General features: G+C 68.7%; 13 protein-coding genes. 6 read left to right on the top strand and 7 right to left on the bottom strand.

Annotation, left to right across the window (positions count from 1 at the left end):
• The first annotated feature begins 38 nt into the window (after positions 1 to 38).
• The 3 genes from H4W30_RS06120 (at position 39) to H4W30_RS06110 (ending at position 3,893) form a co-directional block, all read left to right on the top strand.
• Complete coding sequence (locus H4W30_RS06120) at positions 39 to 1,658, top strand: ABC-F family ATP-binding cassette domain-containing protein (RefSeq protein ID WP_192741881.1); 1,620 nt, start codon at positions 39 to 41, stop codon at positions 1,656 to 1,658.
• A 123-nt stretch (positions 1,659 to 1,781) separates the two neighbouring features.
• Positions 1,782 to 2,795, top strand: a complete 1,014-nt coding sequence (locus H4W30_RS06115) for a YdcF family protein (RefSeq protein ID WP_192741880.1) — start codon at positions 1,782 to 1,784, stop codon at positions 2,793 to 2,795.
• A 276-nt stretch (positions 2,796 to 3,071) separates the two neighbouring features.
• The gene (locus H4W30_RS06110) at positions 3,072 to 3,893 is read left to right on the top strand and encodes a class I SAM-dependent methyltransferase (RefSeq protein WP_192741879.1); all 822 of its coding nucleotides are present in this window, start codon (positions 3,072 to 3,074) and stop codon (positions 3,891 to 3,893) included.
• Positions 3,894 to 3,897: 4 nt separating this feature from the next.
• Here H4W30_RS06110 and H4W30_RS06105 read toward each other — a convergent pair whose 3' ends face one another.
• Positions 3,898 to 5,499: an ABC-F family ATP-binding cassette domain-containing protein gene (locus tag H4W30_RS06105; protein ID WP_192741878.1), complete on the bottom strand. Its 1,602-nt coding sequence runs from the start codon at positions 5,497 to 5,499 to the stop codon at positions 3,898 to 3,900.
• Positions 5,500 to 5,868: 369 nt separating this feature from the next.
• Between H4W30_RS06105 and H4W30_RS06100 the strand changes: the two genes are divergently transcribed.
• Both H4W30_RS06100 and H4W30_RS06095 read left to right on the top strand, forming a co-directional pair.
• Positions 5,869 to 6,678: a DUF2382 domain-containing protein gene (locus tag H4W30_RS06100; RefSeq protein WP_192741877.1), complete on the top strand. Its 810-nt coding sequence runs from the start codon at positions 5,869 to 5,871 to the stop codon at positions 6,676 to 6,678.
• Between the two features lie 256 nt (positions 6,679 to 6,934).
• A complete protein-coding gene (locus H4W30_RS06095; protein ID WP_192741876.1) occupies positions 6,935 to 7,081 on the top strand; it encodes a hypothetical protein in 147 nt (48 codons plus the stop codon).
• Between the two features lies 1 nt (position 7,082).
• Here H4W30_RS06095 and H4W30_RS06090 read toward each other — a convergent pair whose 3' ends face one another.
• From H4W30_RS06090 to H4W30_RS06075, 4 genes are all read right to left on the bottom strand, one after another.
• A complete protein-coding gene (locus tag H4W30_RS06090) occupies positions 7,083 to 7,520 on the bottom strand; it encodes a response regulator (RefSeq protein ID WP_126734288.1) in 438 nt (145 codons plus the stop codon).
• Positions 7,517 to 9,040, bottom strand: a complete 1,524-nt coding sequence (locus H4W30_RS06085; protein ID WP_192741875.1) for a sensor histidine kinase — start codon at positions 9,038 to 9,040, stop codon at positions 7,517 to 7,519. Before H4W30_RS06085 ends, H4W30_RS06090 begins: the two co-directional genes overlap by 4 nt.
• Positions 9,037 to 10,263: a PP2C family protein-serine/threonine phosphatase gene (locus tag H4W30_RS06080; RefSeq protein WP_192741874.1), complete on the bottom strand. Its 1,227-nt coding sequence runs from the start codon at positions 10,261 to 10,263 to the stop codon at positions 9,037 to 9,039. Before H4W30_RS06080 ends, H4W30_RS06085 begins: the two co-directional genes overlap by 4 nt.
• Positions 10,264 to 10,519: 256 nt before the next feature.
• Positions 10,520 to 11,503 carry a TerC/Alx family metal homeostasis membrane protein gene (locus H4W30_RS06075; RefSeq protein ID WP_192741873.1) on the bottom strand — a complete coding sequence of 328 codons (984 nt, stop codon included), beginning with the start codon at positions 11,501 to 11,503 and terminating at the stop codon, positions 10,520 to 10,522.
• Positions 11,504 to 11,905: 402 nt separating this feature from the next.
• Here H4W30_RS06075 and H4W30_RS06070 point away from each other — a divergent pair, with 402 nt between their 5' ends.
• Entirely contained in the window at positions 11,906 to 12,358 is a 453-nt protein-coding gene (locus tag H4W30_RS06070) for an SRPBCC family protein (protein ID WP_192741872.1), read from the top strand.
• Here H4W30_RS06070 and H4W30_RS06065 read toward each other — a convergent pair.
• Both H4W30_RS06065 and H4W30_RS06060 read right to left on the bottom strand, forming a co-directional pair.
• Positions 12,315 to 12,755, bottom strand: coding sequence for a MarR family winged helix-turn-helix transcriptional regulator (locus tag H4W30_RS06065; RefSeq protein ID WP_192741871.1), 441 nt, complete (start codon positions 12,753 to 12,755; stop codon positions 12,315 to 12,317). The genes H4W30_RS06070 and H4W30_RS06065 overlap by 44 nt on opposite strands.
• Entirely contained in the window at positions 12,752 to 13,126 is a 375-nt protein-coding gene (locus H4W30_RS06060; protein WP_192741870.1) for a hypothetical protein, read from the bottom strand. The genes H4W30_RS06065 and H4W30_RS06060 overlap by 4 nt, the downstream gene beginning before the upstream one ends.
• Positions 13,127 to 13,137 lie beyond the last annotated feature (11 nt).

Raw genomic sequence — 13,137 nt, 5'->3', positions numbered from 1 at the left:
CGTTGCGTGACTCCCGATCGCGCGGGCAGGCTGTCGAGATGGGTCACGTCGAGGTCGCACACGTCGAGTACCACCTGCCCGACGGACGGCTGCTCCTCGACGACGTCTCGTTCCGCGTCGGTGAGGGCAGCGTCTGCGCGCTCGTCGGCGCCAACGGGGCAGGCAAGACGACGTTGCTGCGGCTGATCTCGGGGGAGCTCTCCCCCACCAGTGGATCGGTGACCATCAGCGGCGGGCTCGGGGTGATGCCCCAGTTCGTCGGCTCGGTGCGCGACGAACGGACGGTGCGGGATCTGCTCGTGTCGGTGTCACCGGAAGCGCTCCGCGCGGCCGCCCGCGCGGTCGACGAGACCGAACTCGCCTTGATGGAACGCGACGACGAAGCGAACCAGATGGCGTACGCGCGGGCGCTCGGCGATTGGGGCGACGCTCGCGGCTACGAAGCCGAAGTCGTGTGGGACAAGTGCACGACGGCGGCCCTCAACCTGCCGTACGAAAAGGCGCGCTGGCGCGAGGTGCGCACGCTGTCCGGCGGTGAACAGAAGCGGCTGGTGCTGGAGGCACTGCTCCTCGGCGGGTCCGGCGTGCTCCTGCTCGACGAGCCGGACAACTACCTCGACGTCCCCGGCAAACAGTGGCTGGAAGAGCGGCTGCGTGAGACCCAGAAGACCGTGCTGTTCGTTTCCCACGACCGGGAGCTCCTCGCGCGGGCCGCCAACAAGATCATCAGCGTCGAACCCGGTCCCGCCGGCGGCGACGTGTGGGTGCACGGCGGCGGCTTCGACAGCTACCACCAGGCCCGCGCGGAACGCTTCGAGCGCTTCGAGGAACTCCGCCGTCGCTGGGACGAAAAGCACGCCCAGCTCAAGAAACTCGTGGCCGACATGCGGCAGTACGCCGCGCGCAGCGACGAGATGGCTTCGCGGTATCACGCCGCGCAGACCCGGTTGCGGAAATTCGAGGAGGCCGGGGCGCCTGCCGCTCCCCCGCGCGAACAGAAGATCACCATGCGCCTGCGCGGCGGCCGGACCGGCGTCCGCGCCGTCACCTGCGAAGGCCTCGAACTCCGCGGCCTGATGAAACCCTTCGATCTGGAGGTCTTCTACGGCGAACGGGTCGCGGTGCTCGGCTCGAACGGCTCCGGCAAATCGCATTTCCTGCGGCTGCTGGCCGGTGAGGACGTCGCGCACGACGGACTGTGGAAACTCGGTGCCCGCGTCGTCCCCGGCCATTTCGCGCAGACGCACGCCCATCCCGAACTGCTCGGGCACACGCTCGTCGACATCCTCTGGACCGGCTACGCGCGAAGCCGCGGGCCCGCGATGAACATCCTGCGCCGCTACGAACTCGACGGCCAGGGCGACCAGCGGTTCGAGAAGCTGTCCGGCGGCCAGCAGGCGCGGTTCCAGATCCTGCTGCTGGAGATCGGCGGCGCGACGATCCTGCTCCTGGACGAGCCGACCGACAACCTCGACCTCGCTTCGGCGGAAGCGCTGCAGCAGGCGCTGGAAGCCTACGAAGGCACCACGATCGCGGTGACGCACGACCGGTGGTTCGCGCGCTCCTTCGACCGGTATCTCGTGTTCGGCTCGGACGGGCATGTCCGCGAAACCGCGGAACCGGTGTGGGACGAGCGGCCGGTGCAGCGCGCCCGGTGACCCACTCGGGTCGGGAAAAGCGACACACCAACGAGAGGTCGCCTTCGGCGGCTCCGTCGTGTGTTTGAATGCCGCCGCGTGCCGACACCGGAGTGCCCGCATCGTCCCCAGGCTGGAGTTCTCGTGAAGGCCGCTGCAATCCCCTTCGCCATCGCGGCCTTGTGCTGTGCGGCGTTCCTCGTGAGCTTCCTTCGCGACCGGCGCCGGTTGCGGAACGGCTTCTACCTCTTCTTCGCGTTGCTGTTCCTCGGCGTGACGTTCATCGCGCTGCTCGCCTCGGTTTCCCCTGAGGCGGCGGGTTTCGTCGCGGTCGGCGTGATCCTGATGATCATCCCGACGGTCCTCGCGCTGACGGTCTTCCTGATCTGCAACGGGATCACCATGCTGCGCCGCGAGGGACGGCGGCTGGCCAACGTCCTTTCGCTGCTGACGGGGCTCGGCATCTGCGCGCTGATCGTCTTCAACGCGACGGTCACCCAACTCGCCTGGGAACCGCTCGACATCGTCCGGGGCATCCTGAACGGACTCGTCGTCTACTTCTCGTTCCTTTTCGTCTGTTTTCTCCTGTACTCGATCGTCTACGGCCGCATCCGCACCGAAAAGGGCATCGACTTCGTCGTGGTGCTGGGTTCGGGCCTTCTGGACGGACACCGGGTGCCGCCGCTGCTGGCGGGCCGCCTGAACCGGGCCAAACGCGTCATCGACGCCGAAGCCCGGCGCGGCCGGAAGCCGATGGTGGTCACTTCGGGCGGGCAAGGGCCCGACGAGGACCTGCCGGAATCCCACGCCATGGCCGCCTACCTGGTCGAGAACGGGCTGCCGAAGGAGCGGATCCTCCTCGAAGACCGCTCGCGGACGACGTTCGAGAACCTCACCTTCAGCGCCGAGATCATGGAGCAGCGGAAGGCGGATTACCGGTGCACGGTGGTGACGAACAACTTCCACGTGCTCCGCGCCGCCCTCATCGCCCGCCGCGCCAAGGTGAACGGCCAGGTCATCGGATCGCCGACGGCGTGGTACTTCTGGCCGAGCGCCACCCTTCGCGAATTCGTGGCCATCCTGGTGGACCACAAGTACAAGAACCTGATCGTCTGCGGGCTCATCGTGCTTTCGCAGGTCTCGCGCGCCTTCTATTGAGTGGTGCGCGTTGGGGCCTCAGGTACCCATGGATTCCGGCTGCGTTGATCTCAGGCCCGGTCCGTGAAGGCCCCCTTCCCTCGGCTCAGCCGAGGGAAGGGGGCCTTCACGCACTCAGGGCGAGCAACAACACCGGCACCGAGTCGGTCCGGTGAGCGTGCGTGCCGGCGAAACCGGCACCCGGGCGCGCTTTCCGGGCACCATCACCCGAAGCGACATGACAAATCCTCCGCCGCCGTTTGACAACACCGTTTTCCCCGGGTCATCGTCCTGCGCATGAGCGCTTACACCCGGCAGGCGATGGCGCGGCTGTTCGACCGGACGGCGGAGACCTACGACGCGCTCGGCGTCGACTTCTTCGGCGCGTTCGCCACGGAACTGCTCGACCGGGTCGGGCTCGTCCCCGGCGAGCGCGTGCTGGACGTCGGCTGCGGCCGGGGAGCGGTGCTGTTCCCGGCGGCCGAGCGGGTCGGCCCGGAAGGATCGGTGCTGGGGATAGACCTTTCCGCGGAGATGGTCGAGCGCACCGCAAAGGACATCGAGGCACGCGGAATCAACGCCTCGGTTTCCCTTATGGACGCCCAAGAACCGACGCTGGACGACGCCGCCTTCGATGCGGTCCTCGCGTCGTTCGTGGTGTTCTTCCTGCCGGATCCGGTCGCCGGACTGCGGTCCTGGCATCGCCTCCTCACGCCCGGCGGCAGGCTGGGCGTCACCACGTTCGGCGCCGACGATCCCCGGTGGGCGGCCGTGCGCGAGGTGTTCAAACCGTTCGTTCCGCCGGAGCTGGCCTGGACACTGGCCGTCAGGTCGGGCCTGTTCGCCACCATCGAGGGATTCGGCCAGGCCGTGGAGTCGGCGGGCTTCACCGGTGTCACGTCCGTGGAACGCGTCTATCCGGTGAAGTTCGCCGACCCCGGGCACTGGATCACCTGGTCCTGGTCGCACGGCCAGCGGATGTTCTGGGAACTGGTCCCGGAAGACCGCCTCGACGCCGTGCGCCGGGCCGTGCTCGCGGAGCTCGAACCGCTCCGCGAGCACGACGGGAGCGTGGTGCTCGCGCAGACCGTGCGCTACACCCTCGCCCACCGCGGTTGACGGCTCACAACGCGAGCCTCGGCCAGGACTCCGTGTCCCGTGACAACTGCCGGTCGTGCGTGGCGATCACCACCGCCGCCGGGGTCGTTTCGAGCGCGGCGGTCAGCTCGTCGACGAGTGCGGCGGAGAGGTGGTTGGTCGGCTCGTCCAGCAGCACGACGTGCGGGCGCCGGGCCAGCACCAGCGCCAGGTCCAGCCGCCGCCGGGCGCCGACCGACAGCTCGGCCACCGGCCGGTGCCGGTCGTAGCCGGCGAGCAGACCCAGTTCGCCCAGCCCCGGCCCGGGGATCCCGGTCCTGGCGAGCTGTTCGTCGTACAGCTCCATCGCCGTCCGCCTGTCCGGCAGGTCGGATTCCTGGCCCAGCCTGCCGATCCGCGCGGACCGCGAACGTGTGACCGTGCCGGTCCCGGGCTCCAGCTCCCCGGCCAGCACGGCCAGGAGCGTCGATTTGCCCGCGCCGTTGCGGCCGGTGACGACCAGCCGGTCACCGCTTTCCAGCGCCAGGTCGACCGGACGCGTGAGCCGCCCGGCCACCGTCACCCCGGCGGCGCGGAGGAGCGTCGCGCCTCCGTGCGCCGGTAGCTCCGGCATGGCGAACCGGGCGGGCGGTGGCGGAACGGCGACCACGTGTTCGGCCAGCTCTTCCTGCCGCCGGTGGACCGCGCGGACCAGCCCGGGCGCACGCGTGGCGCGGACATGCCTGCCGGTGCCCTTGGGCGGCCGCCAGTTGTCGCGCAACCGGTTCCGCGCCGCGGACAGGTCGTCGGCCAGCCGTTGCCGCTCGGCGATCTGGTCGGCATGCGCCGACTCCCAGCGGGCGCGTTCGGCCCGCCGGGCCTCCACATAGGCCGCGTACCCGCCGCCGTAGACGCGTGGCCGTCCGTCGCTCGACGGATCGAGGTCGATCACCGTGGTCGCGACGTCGGCGAGCAGGGCCCGGTCGTGGCTGACCAGGACGACCACGCCCGGATGCGCGCGCAACCGCTCGGTGAGGTGGTCGAGCCCCGCCGCGTCGAGGTGGTTGGTCGGCTCGTCGAGCAGCAGGACCGGATGCCCGGCGCCGAGCAGGCAGGCCAGCCGGACCCGGTGCCGTTGCCCGACCGACAGTGTCCCGAGTGGACGGTCGCGGTCGTCGACGGCGTTCAAGGCGGCCAGTGACACTTCGACCCGCCTGTCGGCGTCCCACGCGTCGAGGGTCTCGGCTTCTTCGAGTGCGGCGGCGAAGTCGTCTTCGGCTCCGGGACGTCCGTCGCTGAGTGCCTCGGTGGCGGTCTCGAGCCGGGCCAGCGCGTCGCGGACGGCCGCCAGTTCGAGGTCGATCAACGCGCCGACGGTGTCGGCCGGCCCGAGCGGGATCTGCTGGTCGGCGACGCCTGCCGAACCGGAGCGACGCACCTCGCCGCGGTCGGCGGCCAGGTCACCGGCGAGTACCCGGAGAAGGGTGGTCTTGCCGCGCCCGTTCTCCCCGACGATGGCGACCCGATCGCCGGCACCGGCGACGAGGTCCACCCCGGCGAGGACGGGCCGTCCCCCGAAGGAGAGGTGGACGCCGGACAGGCGGACGTGCGCCGCGCGCACAGGCGCGGGCGAAAGAGGGGATGACATGAAGGAACTGCCTCCGGTGAAGTGATGAGCAGGAAGAACGAAATCCGGTATCGCGGCTCGCGGTACCGGTGGAGGCGTCGTTCCTCAGAGGAACAGCAGTTGCTGCATCACGATCACGAGGGTAGATCACGTCTCCGGAGCCCCGCATCCGATTTTCGTGATCACACGTTCGCGCCATCCCCCGCGACCGGCGGTCACCTCCCGGACACCCCCTTTCACCTGCGACGACACGCCTCCCCTAGCCCGTGATCGCGGCTTCAAACCACCACTTTCAGGGGTCACCCACAGGTGCATCACGACGGTTGCCGTGCTCAGCTGCCCGTTCGACGGTGGGCTTCTCAGCAAGATCTTCCGAGAGGAGCGGGACCGATGGCGAAGACCATGCAGCCGCAGGAACTCATCGACAGTGCCGTGGTCGACCCGACCGGCAACAAGCTCGGCAAGGTGGGCAACGTCTACCTCGCCGACGCGACTCGCCAGCCGGAATGGATCACCGTCAAGACGGGCCTGTTCGGCACCAAGGAGAGTTTCGTGCCGCTCTCCGGTGCGCACGCGGACAAGGACGGCGTGCACGTCCGCGTCGACAAGGACGCGGTCACCGACGCACCTCGCATCGAGGCCGACGGCCACCTGTCGGCCGAGGAGAGCGCGCAGCTCTACAAGCACTACGGTCTGCCGATGCCGCGGACCTCGCCGGACGGGCGGATGGACGACCGGGCGCAGGGCCGGGGCCGCGGCCAGGACGAGGCCGGCCGGACCAGGGCCGGTATGGCCCCGGGAACGGACACCGGCAAGAAGGGCCGGGACGCCGAGCCCACCATGACGCGGTCCGAGGAACGGCTGAACGTCGGCACCGAGCAGGTCGAGACCGGACACGTCCGGCTGCGCAAGTACGTCGTCACCGAAGAGCAGCAGGTCACCGTGCCGGTGAGTCACGAGGAGGTGCGTATCGAACGGGAGCCCATCACGAACCAGGGCGGCGAGCGCGCCGAGATCGGCGAGGACGAGCAGGAAGTCGTGCTTCACGCCGAGAAACCGGTGGTGAACAAGGAAACCGTCGCGGTGGAACGGGCGAGGCTCAAGACCGACACCGTCACCGAGGACCAGACGATCTCCGGCAAGGTGCGCAAGGAACAGTTCGAGGTCACCGACGACGACGGCAAGCACCGCAAGTCGTGATCCCGTAGCGGGGGCGGCCCATGGCGGCCGCCCCCGGGGATTCAGCGCGTGCGCCGGGCGCGGGCCGCCGCAACCACGAAACCGGCCGGCACGGCACCCGCGAGCGAACAGCCGACGCCGAAAAGACCACCACTCCGACGACCCCGGTCACCACGACGTCCCACCGTCCACAAGGGACACTTCCCCGCCGCCGGACGTCCCGTCGTCGAGCAGCCCGCCCCCCGGACCGGACGACCTGGTCCTCGACCGGCCGAGCGTGCGCCCCGGCGACGCGCTGTCCGCGACCGGCAAGGGATGCGCGCCCGGCGAGCGGGTCACGCTGACGTCGGGCGGGCAGAGCGACACCCTGGTGGTGCTCGTCTTCTTCGTGCTCGCCGGGATCACCGTGATCCGGTTCCCCTGAGTCAGCGCGGCAGTTTCACCACGGTGACGAAGAAGTTGTCGATCTGGCGCACCACGTCGATGAACCGGTCGAAGTCCACCGGTTTCGTGACGTAGGCGTTGGCGTGCAGGTCGTAGCTGCGGAGGATGTCCTCTTCGGCCTCGGACGTGGTGAGCACGACGACCGGGATGGTGCGAAGTTCCGGCGACGCCTTGACCTCGCTGAGCACTTCGCGGCCGTCCTTGCGGGGCAGGTTGAGGTCGAGCAGGATCAGCCCCGGCCGTTGCGCGTCCTCGTACGGTGCTTCACGGCGCAGGAACTGCAGTGCCTGCTCGCCGTCGGAAACGACCGAAAGGGTGTTGCGGATCTTGTGGTGCTCGAACGCCTCCTGCGTCATGAGGACGTCACCGGGGTCGTCCTCGACCAGCAGGATGTGGATCGGTTCCAGTGACTCGGTCATGGTCGCTCGTTTCCTTCGTCGGCGTGCTGCGCTGCGGGCAGGGTGAAGCAGAATCGGGTCCCGGCCTGGACGGTGGTGTCCAGCCAGATCGTCCCGCCGTGGTGTTCGAGGATCTTGCGGCACAGGGCGAGTCCGATCCCCGTACCCGGATACTCCCCGCGGCCGTGCAAGCGCTGGAAGATCACGAAGATCCGCTCGGCGTACTCGTCGTTGATGCCGATTCCGTTGTCGGTGACGGAGAACCGCCAGTCCTCGCCGTCGCGTTCCGCGACGATCTCGACCTCCGGCGGCTCCTCACCGCGGAACTTGATCGCGTTGCCGACGAGGTTCTGGAAAACCGCCGTGAGGAGGGTCTTCTCGCCGCGCACCACGGGAAGTTCGCCGTGGGTGACCCGGGCGCCGGACTCGACGATCGCGTCTTCGAGGTTGCCGAGCGCGGTGGCCAGCAGGTCTCCGGTTTCCAGGAGGACGTTCTCTCCCGGACGGCGCCCGACGCGCGAGAAGGCGAGCAGATCGTTGATGAGCGCTTGCATCCGTTTCGCGCCGTCGACGGCGAATCCGATGTACTGGTCCCCGCGTTCGTCCAGTTTCCCCTGGTACCGCTTCTGGAGCAGCTGGCAGAAGCTGGCCACCTTGCGCAGCGGCTCCTGCAGGTCGTGCGAGGCCACGTAGGCGAACTGCTCCAGATCCGAATTCGACCGCTCCAGCTCGCGGGTCCGGGTCACGATCAGTTCCTGCGCCCGTTCCAGCTCCGCGACCTCGTCGAGGATCCGCGAACGCAGCGACTCCACATCGGACGCGAGTTCGCGCATCTCCTTCGGCCCGGAGCCACGGACCGCGCGATGGATGTCGGTCTGCGCCACGTCGCGGACCTCGACGGCCAGTTGCCGGATCGGCCGGACCAGTTTCCGTTGCAGGACCAGGAATACCAGCGCCAGTGCGCCGATGAGCAGGACCGCGATCACGAGGAGCATCACGCGCAGGACGTCGGCCGAGGCGGACAGGTCGTCGCGGGCGTCCAGCCGTTCGGTCTCCAGCCGGTTCTGCAGGACGCTCAGCGAAGCGCGGACCTCGTCGAACAGCGGTTTGCTCGCGTCGACCAGGGCGCCGGTGGCCGGAGCACCGGCGAGCAGGGGCTCGATGATCGTCCTGCGCCAGGCCGTGGCGGCGTTCAGCACCCGGTCCAGATCGTCGCCTGCCGCCGTGCCCGGCACGACGCCGAGCCGGCGCAACTCGGCCACGGACGCGTCCTGTGCTCGCAATCCCTCCCGGTACGGCTCCAGGAATTCGCTCCGCCCGGCCAGGATGTAGCCGCGGACACCGGTTTCCTGGTTCAGCATCGCGGTCGCGAGAGAGTTGGACCGCAGCACCTGCGGACCGGTGACGTCCAGCAGCCTGGCGCGCGAGTCGGTGAGGTTCGTCAAGGCCAGCGACCCGGCCACGATCGCGCCGCCGAGCAGCAGGACGGCGATCACCCCGGACAGCGCGGCCCAGCGGCTGATCGACCAAACGGACTTCATCGGGCCTGCTCCCCGGAGTCGAACGTGAGCAGCGCCAGCGCGACGTCGTCGTCCAACGGCCCGCCGTGCAGGACGTCCATCTCGCTGATCAGGTGGTCGAGCGCCGAGTCGGAACCGCCTTCGGCCTTCAGGCTGTTCAGTGCGGCGGCGGCCATCCGTTCGAGCCCGACCCGTTCCCCGCTGCCTTCGACACGTCCTTCGAAAAGACCATCGGTGTACAGCAACAGTGACCATCGCGGCCCGATCGGCACCGTGAGCTCCTGCCAGCCGACACCCGGCACGACGCCCAGCGGCGGGCCGAGTTTCTCCCTGGACAGCAGCCTGCCGCCCGACTCGTCGATCAGGAGCGGCTGCGGATGACCGGCCAGCGCCATCTTCAGCGACCGGCGGTCCGGGGCGACCGTGATCATGCAGACGGTGGCGAACAGCGGGCCCAGTGCCTCGTGTTCCAGCATTTTCTCCACCATCGCCAGGGTTTCCGCCATCGGCAGCCCGGCGAGCACGACCGAACGCCACGCGATCCGGAGCGCGACACCGAGCGCCGCTTCGTCCGGGCCGTGTCCGCACACGTCCCCGATGACCAGCTGGAGCGTGCCGTCGGGGAGTTCGACGGCGTCGTAGAAGTCACCGCCCAGCAAGGCCCCGTTCCGCCCCGGCCGGTACCGCACCGCGAGCCTGAGACGGGGATCGGTCACCAGCGGGGTCGGCAGCAGGCCGCGTTCGAGACGCGCGTTCTCCCTGGCCAGCAACTGATGCTGGAGCAGTTGCTGCTCGACGCGTTCGGCGCGGCTGCGCTCCCAAGAATAGCGGAGGGTCCGTGCCAGGAGGCTGCCGTCGACATGCTGTTTGACCAGGTAGTCCTGGGCGCCGGCGCCCAGTGCCGCCACCCCGGTGGCTTCGTCCTCCTGCCCGGTCAGGACGATCACCGCGGTGGACGGGGCGTGCTGCCGCAGCCTGGTGAGACCGGTCAGGCCGGTGGCGTCCGGAAGCTGGAGATCCAGCAGTACGCAATCGGCCGTGATCCGGCGCTCGAGTGCCCGTTGGAGCGTCGTCACCCTGTCGAGAACGACCTGTTCCAAGCTGCCGGCGGCGTCGGCGAGCATCTCTTCGACCAAGAGCGCGTCGCCGTCGTCGTCCTCGATCAGCAGGACATGCAACCGGGTCGGCTGAGGCGAAGACCTACGAGGCGGAGCCTGCTCGCCGTAACGCACGGCGTTGGACACGGACAGCCACCTTTCCTCACCGGTCTATCCGGTGCACGAACAGAAGACGGCTGTCTTCTCAACCACCGCGAGCGTACCGGCCGTACCGGACATGCCGTCGGTCCGGACTACCGACACGCCAGGTTTCCCATGGTCAGGGGCCGCGTGGCGGCCGCGGTGGCCGCATCGCCCCGAACACCAGGAACACCGCGGCCAGGAAGAGGCCGGCGACAGCGAGGTCGAGCAGGAAACCGGCGACGAGTTCGGTGATCATCGCTCACTCCTTGGCCGTCCGGGCGGCTTCACGGCGGCGCGCGTACAGGCTGGTGAACGACACCGTGACCAGGACGGCGACGATCACGCCCAGCGAGGCCGGGGTCGGGACCTGCGGCACCGACGGCCAGATCCCGTGTGCCCAGTGCAGGACCAGTTTCACCCCGATGAACGCGAGGATGATGGCGAGGCCGTGGTTCAGGTGGACCAGCTTCGCGAGCGCCGTGTGGAGCACGAAGTACAAGGCGCGCAAGCCCATCAGTGCGAAGGCGTTGGTGGCGAACACGAGGTACGGGTCTTCGGTGATGCCGTAGACCGCGGGCACCGAATCGACCGCGAACACCACGTCGGTGGCGAACACCGCGACGACGACGACCGCCAGCGGGGTGAGCGCGCGGCGGCCGTGTTCACGCACGGTGAGCCGGGTGCCGCGATAGTCGTCGGTGACCGGCATCAGCCGTCGCAGGAGCCGGACCGACCGCAGTTTCGACAGATCCAACTCGTCCTTGCCGCCGGACATGGCCTCGCGCAGGATCTTGAGCGCCGAGACGAACAGGATCACGCCGAACACGAGGAACGCCCAGGTGCCAGCCGACAGCATCGCGGCACCGGCCGCGATGAACACACCGCGAAGCACCAGCGCGCCCACGATGCCGTAGAGCAGCACCCGCTGCTGCACTTCCGCGGGAACCGCGAAGGCGGCGAGCAGCAGCATGAAGACGAACAGGTTGTCGACCGACAGGGACTTCTCGACGACGAAGCCCGTCATGAACTCCAGCGCCTGGCCGCCCCCGTACTCGAGCCACAGCCAGAGCCCGAACACGACCGGGAGCGCGAGGTAGAAGGCCGACCAGCCGGCGGCCTCCCGCATCGACACCTCGTGCGGGCGACGGGTCACGGCGAAATCGGCGACGAGCAGCGCGAGCAGGACGGCGATGCTGATCGCCCACAACCCCGGCGATCCCACGGTTGCCACGGACTCGGGCATGGAGCCTCCTCGAACTCGAAGTTCGAGGTCTCCTTCACCCCTGCGGGGCGGTCTCCCGGGGACACCAGCGGAGCGTCCGTATTGACCGGGCAGACCCTTGGGAAGTACTCCCCTCGCCGGTCCAGTATCGCACTTGGTAAAGAGTTATTAAAGGTTGGGTCAAGCCAGGCCCTCCTCGACACTCCGCGATCCCGTCATGCGCCAAGCCGCAACTCGCGTGCTTCCAGGCGTAACTCGCGTGATTGGAGGCGTAACTCGTCCGCCGGCGCGTGTTACGCCTCCAATCACGCGAGTTACGCCTTCAATCACGCGAGTCGCGCCTTACGGCTTGACACGGCCACTACAGTTCAACCAGTACGTTGATTAACCTCTTGGTTGATTGCCCCTGCGGAAGAGAATTCGATGACCGACCTGACGATCACCCGCGTCCTCGACGCTCCCCGCGAGCTTGTTTTCCGTATGTGGACCGACCCGGACCACCTCGCGCACTGGTGGGGCCCGGTCGGGTTCACCGCCACGTCCTGCACCGTCAACCTCGCCGAGGGCGGCAAGTGGCGCACGTGCATGAGCGACGGCGAAACGGAGTTCTGGGCCTCGGGTGTCTATCACGAGATCGTCCCGCCGGAACGGCTCGTCTTCAGCTTCGCGTGGGAGGAACCGGAAGGCTCCCGCGGGCACGACACCCTCGTCACGGTCGTCCTCTCCGATCTCGACGGCAAGACCGAAATGGCGTTTCACCAGGCGATCTTCGAGACCGTGGCGGAACGCGACAGCCACAGCGAAGGTTGGCAGTCCTGTTTCGGCCGCCTCGTCACCCACCTCGGGGAGCATGCATCCGATGGGAGCGGTCGATGAGATCGCCCATGGCCGCCTGAAACTCGCTTCGCCGCTTCTCGCTCCACCCGGCGGTGAGCTGATCGAAAACCTGTTCCTGCCAACGGTGGGCCTGGTCGAGCATGGACCGGCCCGCCGCGGTCAATGACACCTCGCGCCGGCGCCCATCGTTCCGCGAGGCCTCCATGGACAGGTAACCCGCCTCGATCGCGGCCTTGACCAGCCGCGATGCGCCGCTCTGGTCGAGGCCGATCTCGACGGCGATCGCGTTCACCGTCGTCTCGGTCCCGTGCTCGGCGAGGGAGTGGACCGCCTCGCCGACGAGGACGAGACGGCCCTGGTCCGCGACGGCCGCCGTCCGGCGCGACCAGTGCCGCACGAAGGCGAACAGGGCCTGCCCCGGACCTTGGGCGCTCATTCGGTGGCCGCCATCTCACGGCAGATGCAGGCCAGTTCGAGCGCGGACTTCAGATCGGACAGCCGGAGCGCCGCGGTGACCTTGCCGCCGCCCACTCGGAACACGGTCGCCACCCGGGTCGATCCCGCGCTTTCGGGCCAGGTCGCGTCCTCCTCCACCACCATCAGGCGATCGCTGACCGGATGCCACGAGCGCGGCTTCAGCTTGATCCCCGAGCGATCCACCCAGTCGGCGAACTGCGCGGACGTGATCGGCCCGGCACCCTTCGGCCCGAGGACCACGACAGGATCCCCGACGGCGTCCGCCGATCGCCTCAGGTCACCTTCGTTGACGCTCTCGTGCCATTCGTTGATCGCCGCCTCGAGTTCCATGACTCAACTAT

The sequence above is a fragment of the Amycolatopsis roodepoortensis genome, from assembly GCF_014873915.1.
In the GTDB taxonomy this organism is placed as follows: Bacteria; Actinomycetota; Actinomycetes; order Mycobacteriales; family Pseudonocardiaceae; genus Amycolatopsis; species Amycolatopsis roodepoortensis.
This window is presented reverse-complemented; position numbering and strand designations above follow the sequence as displayed.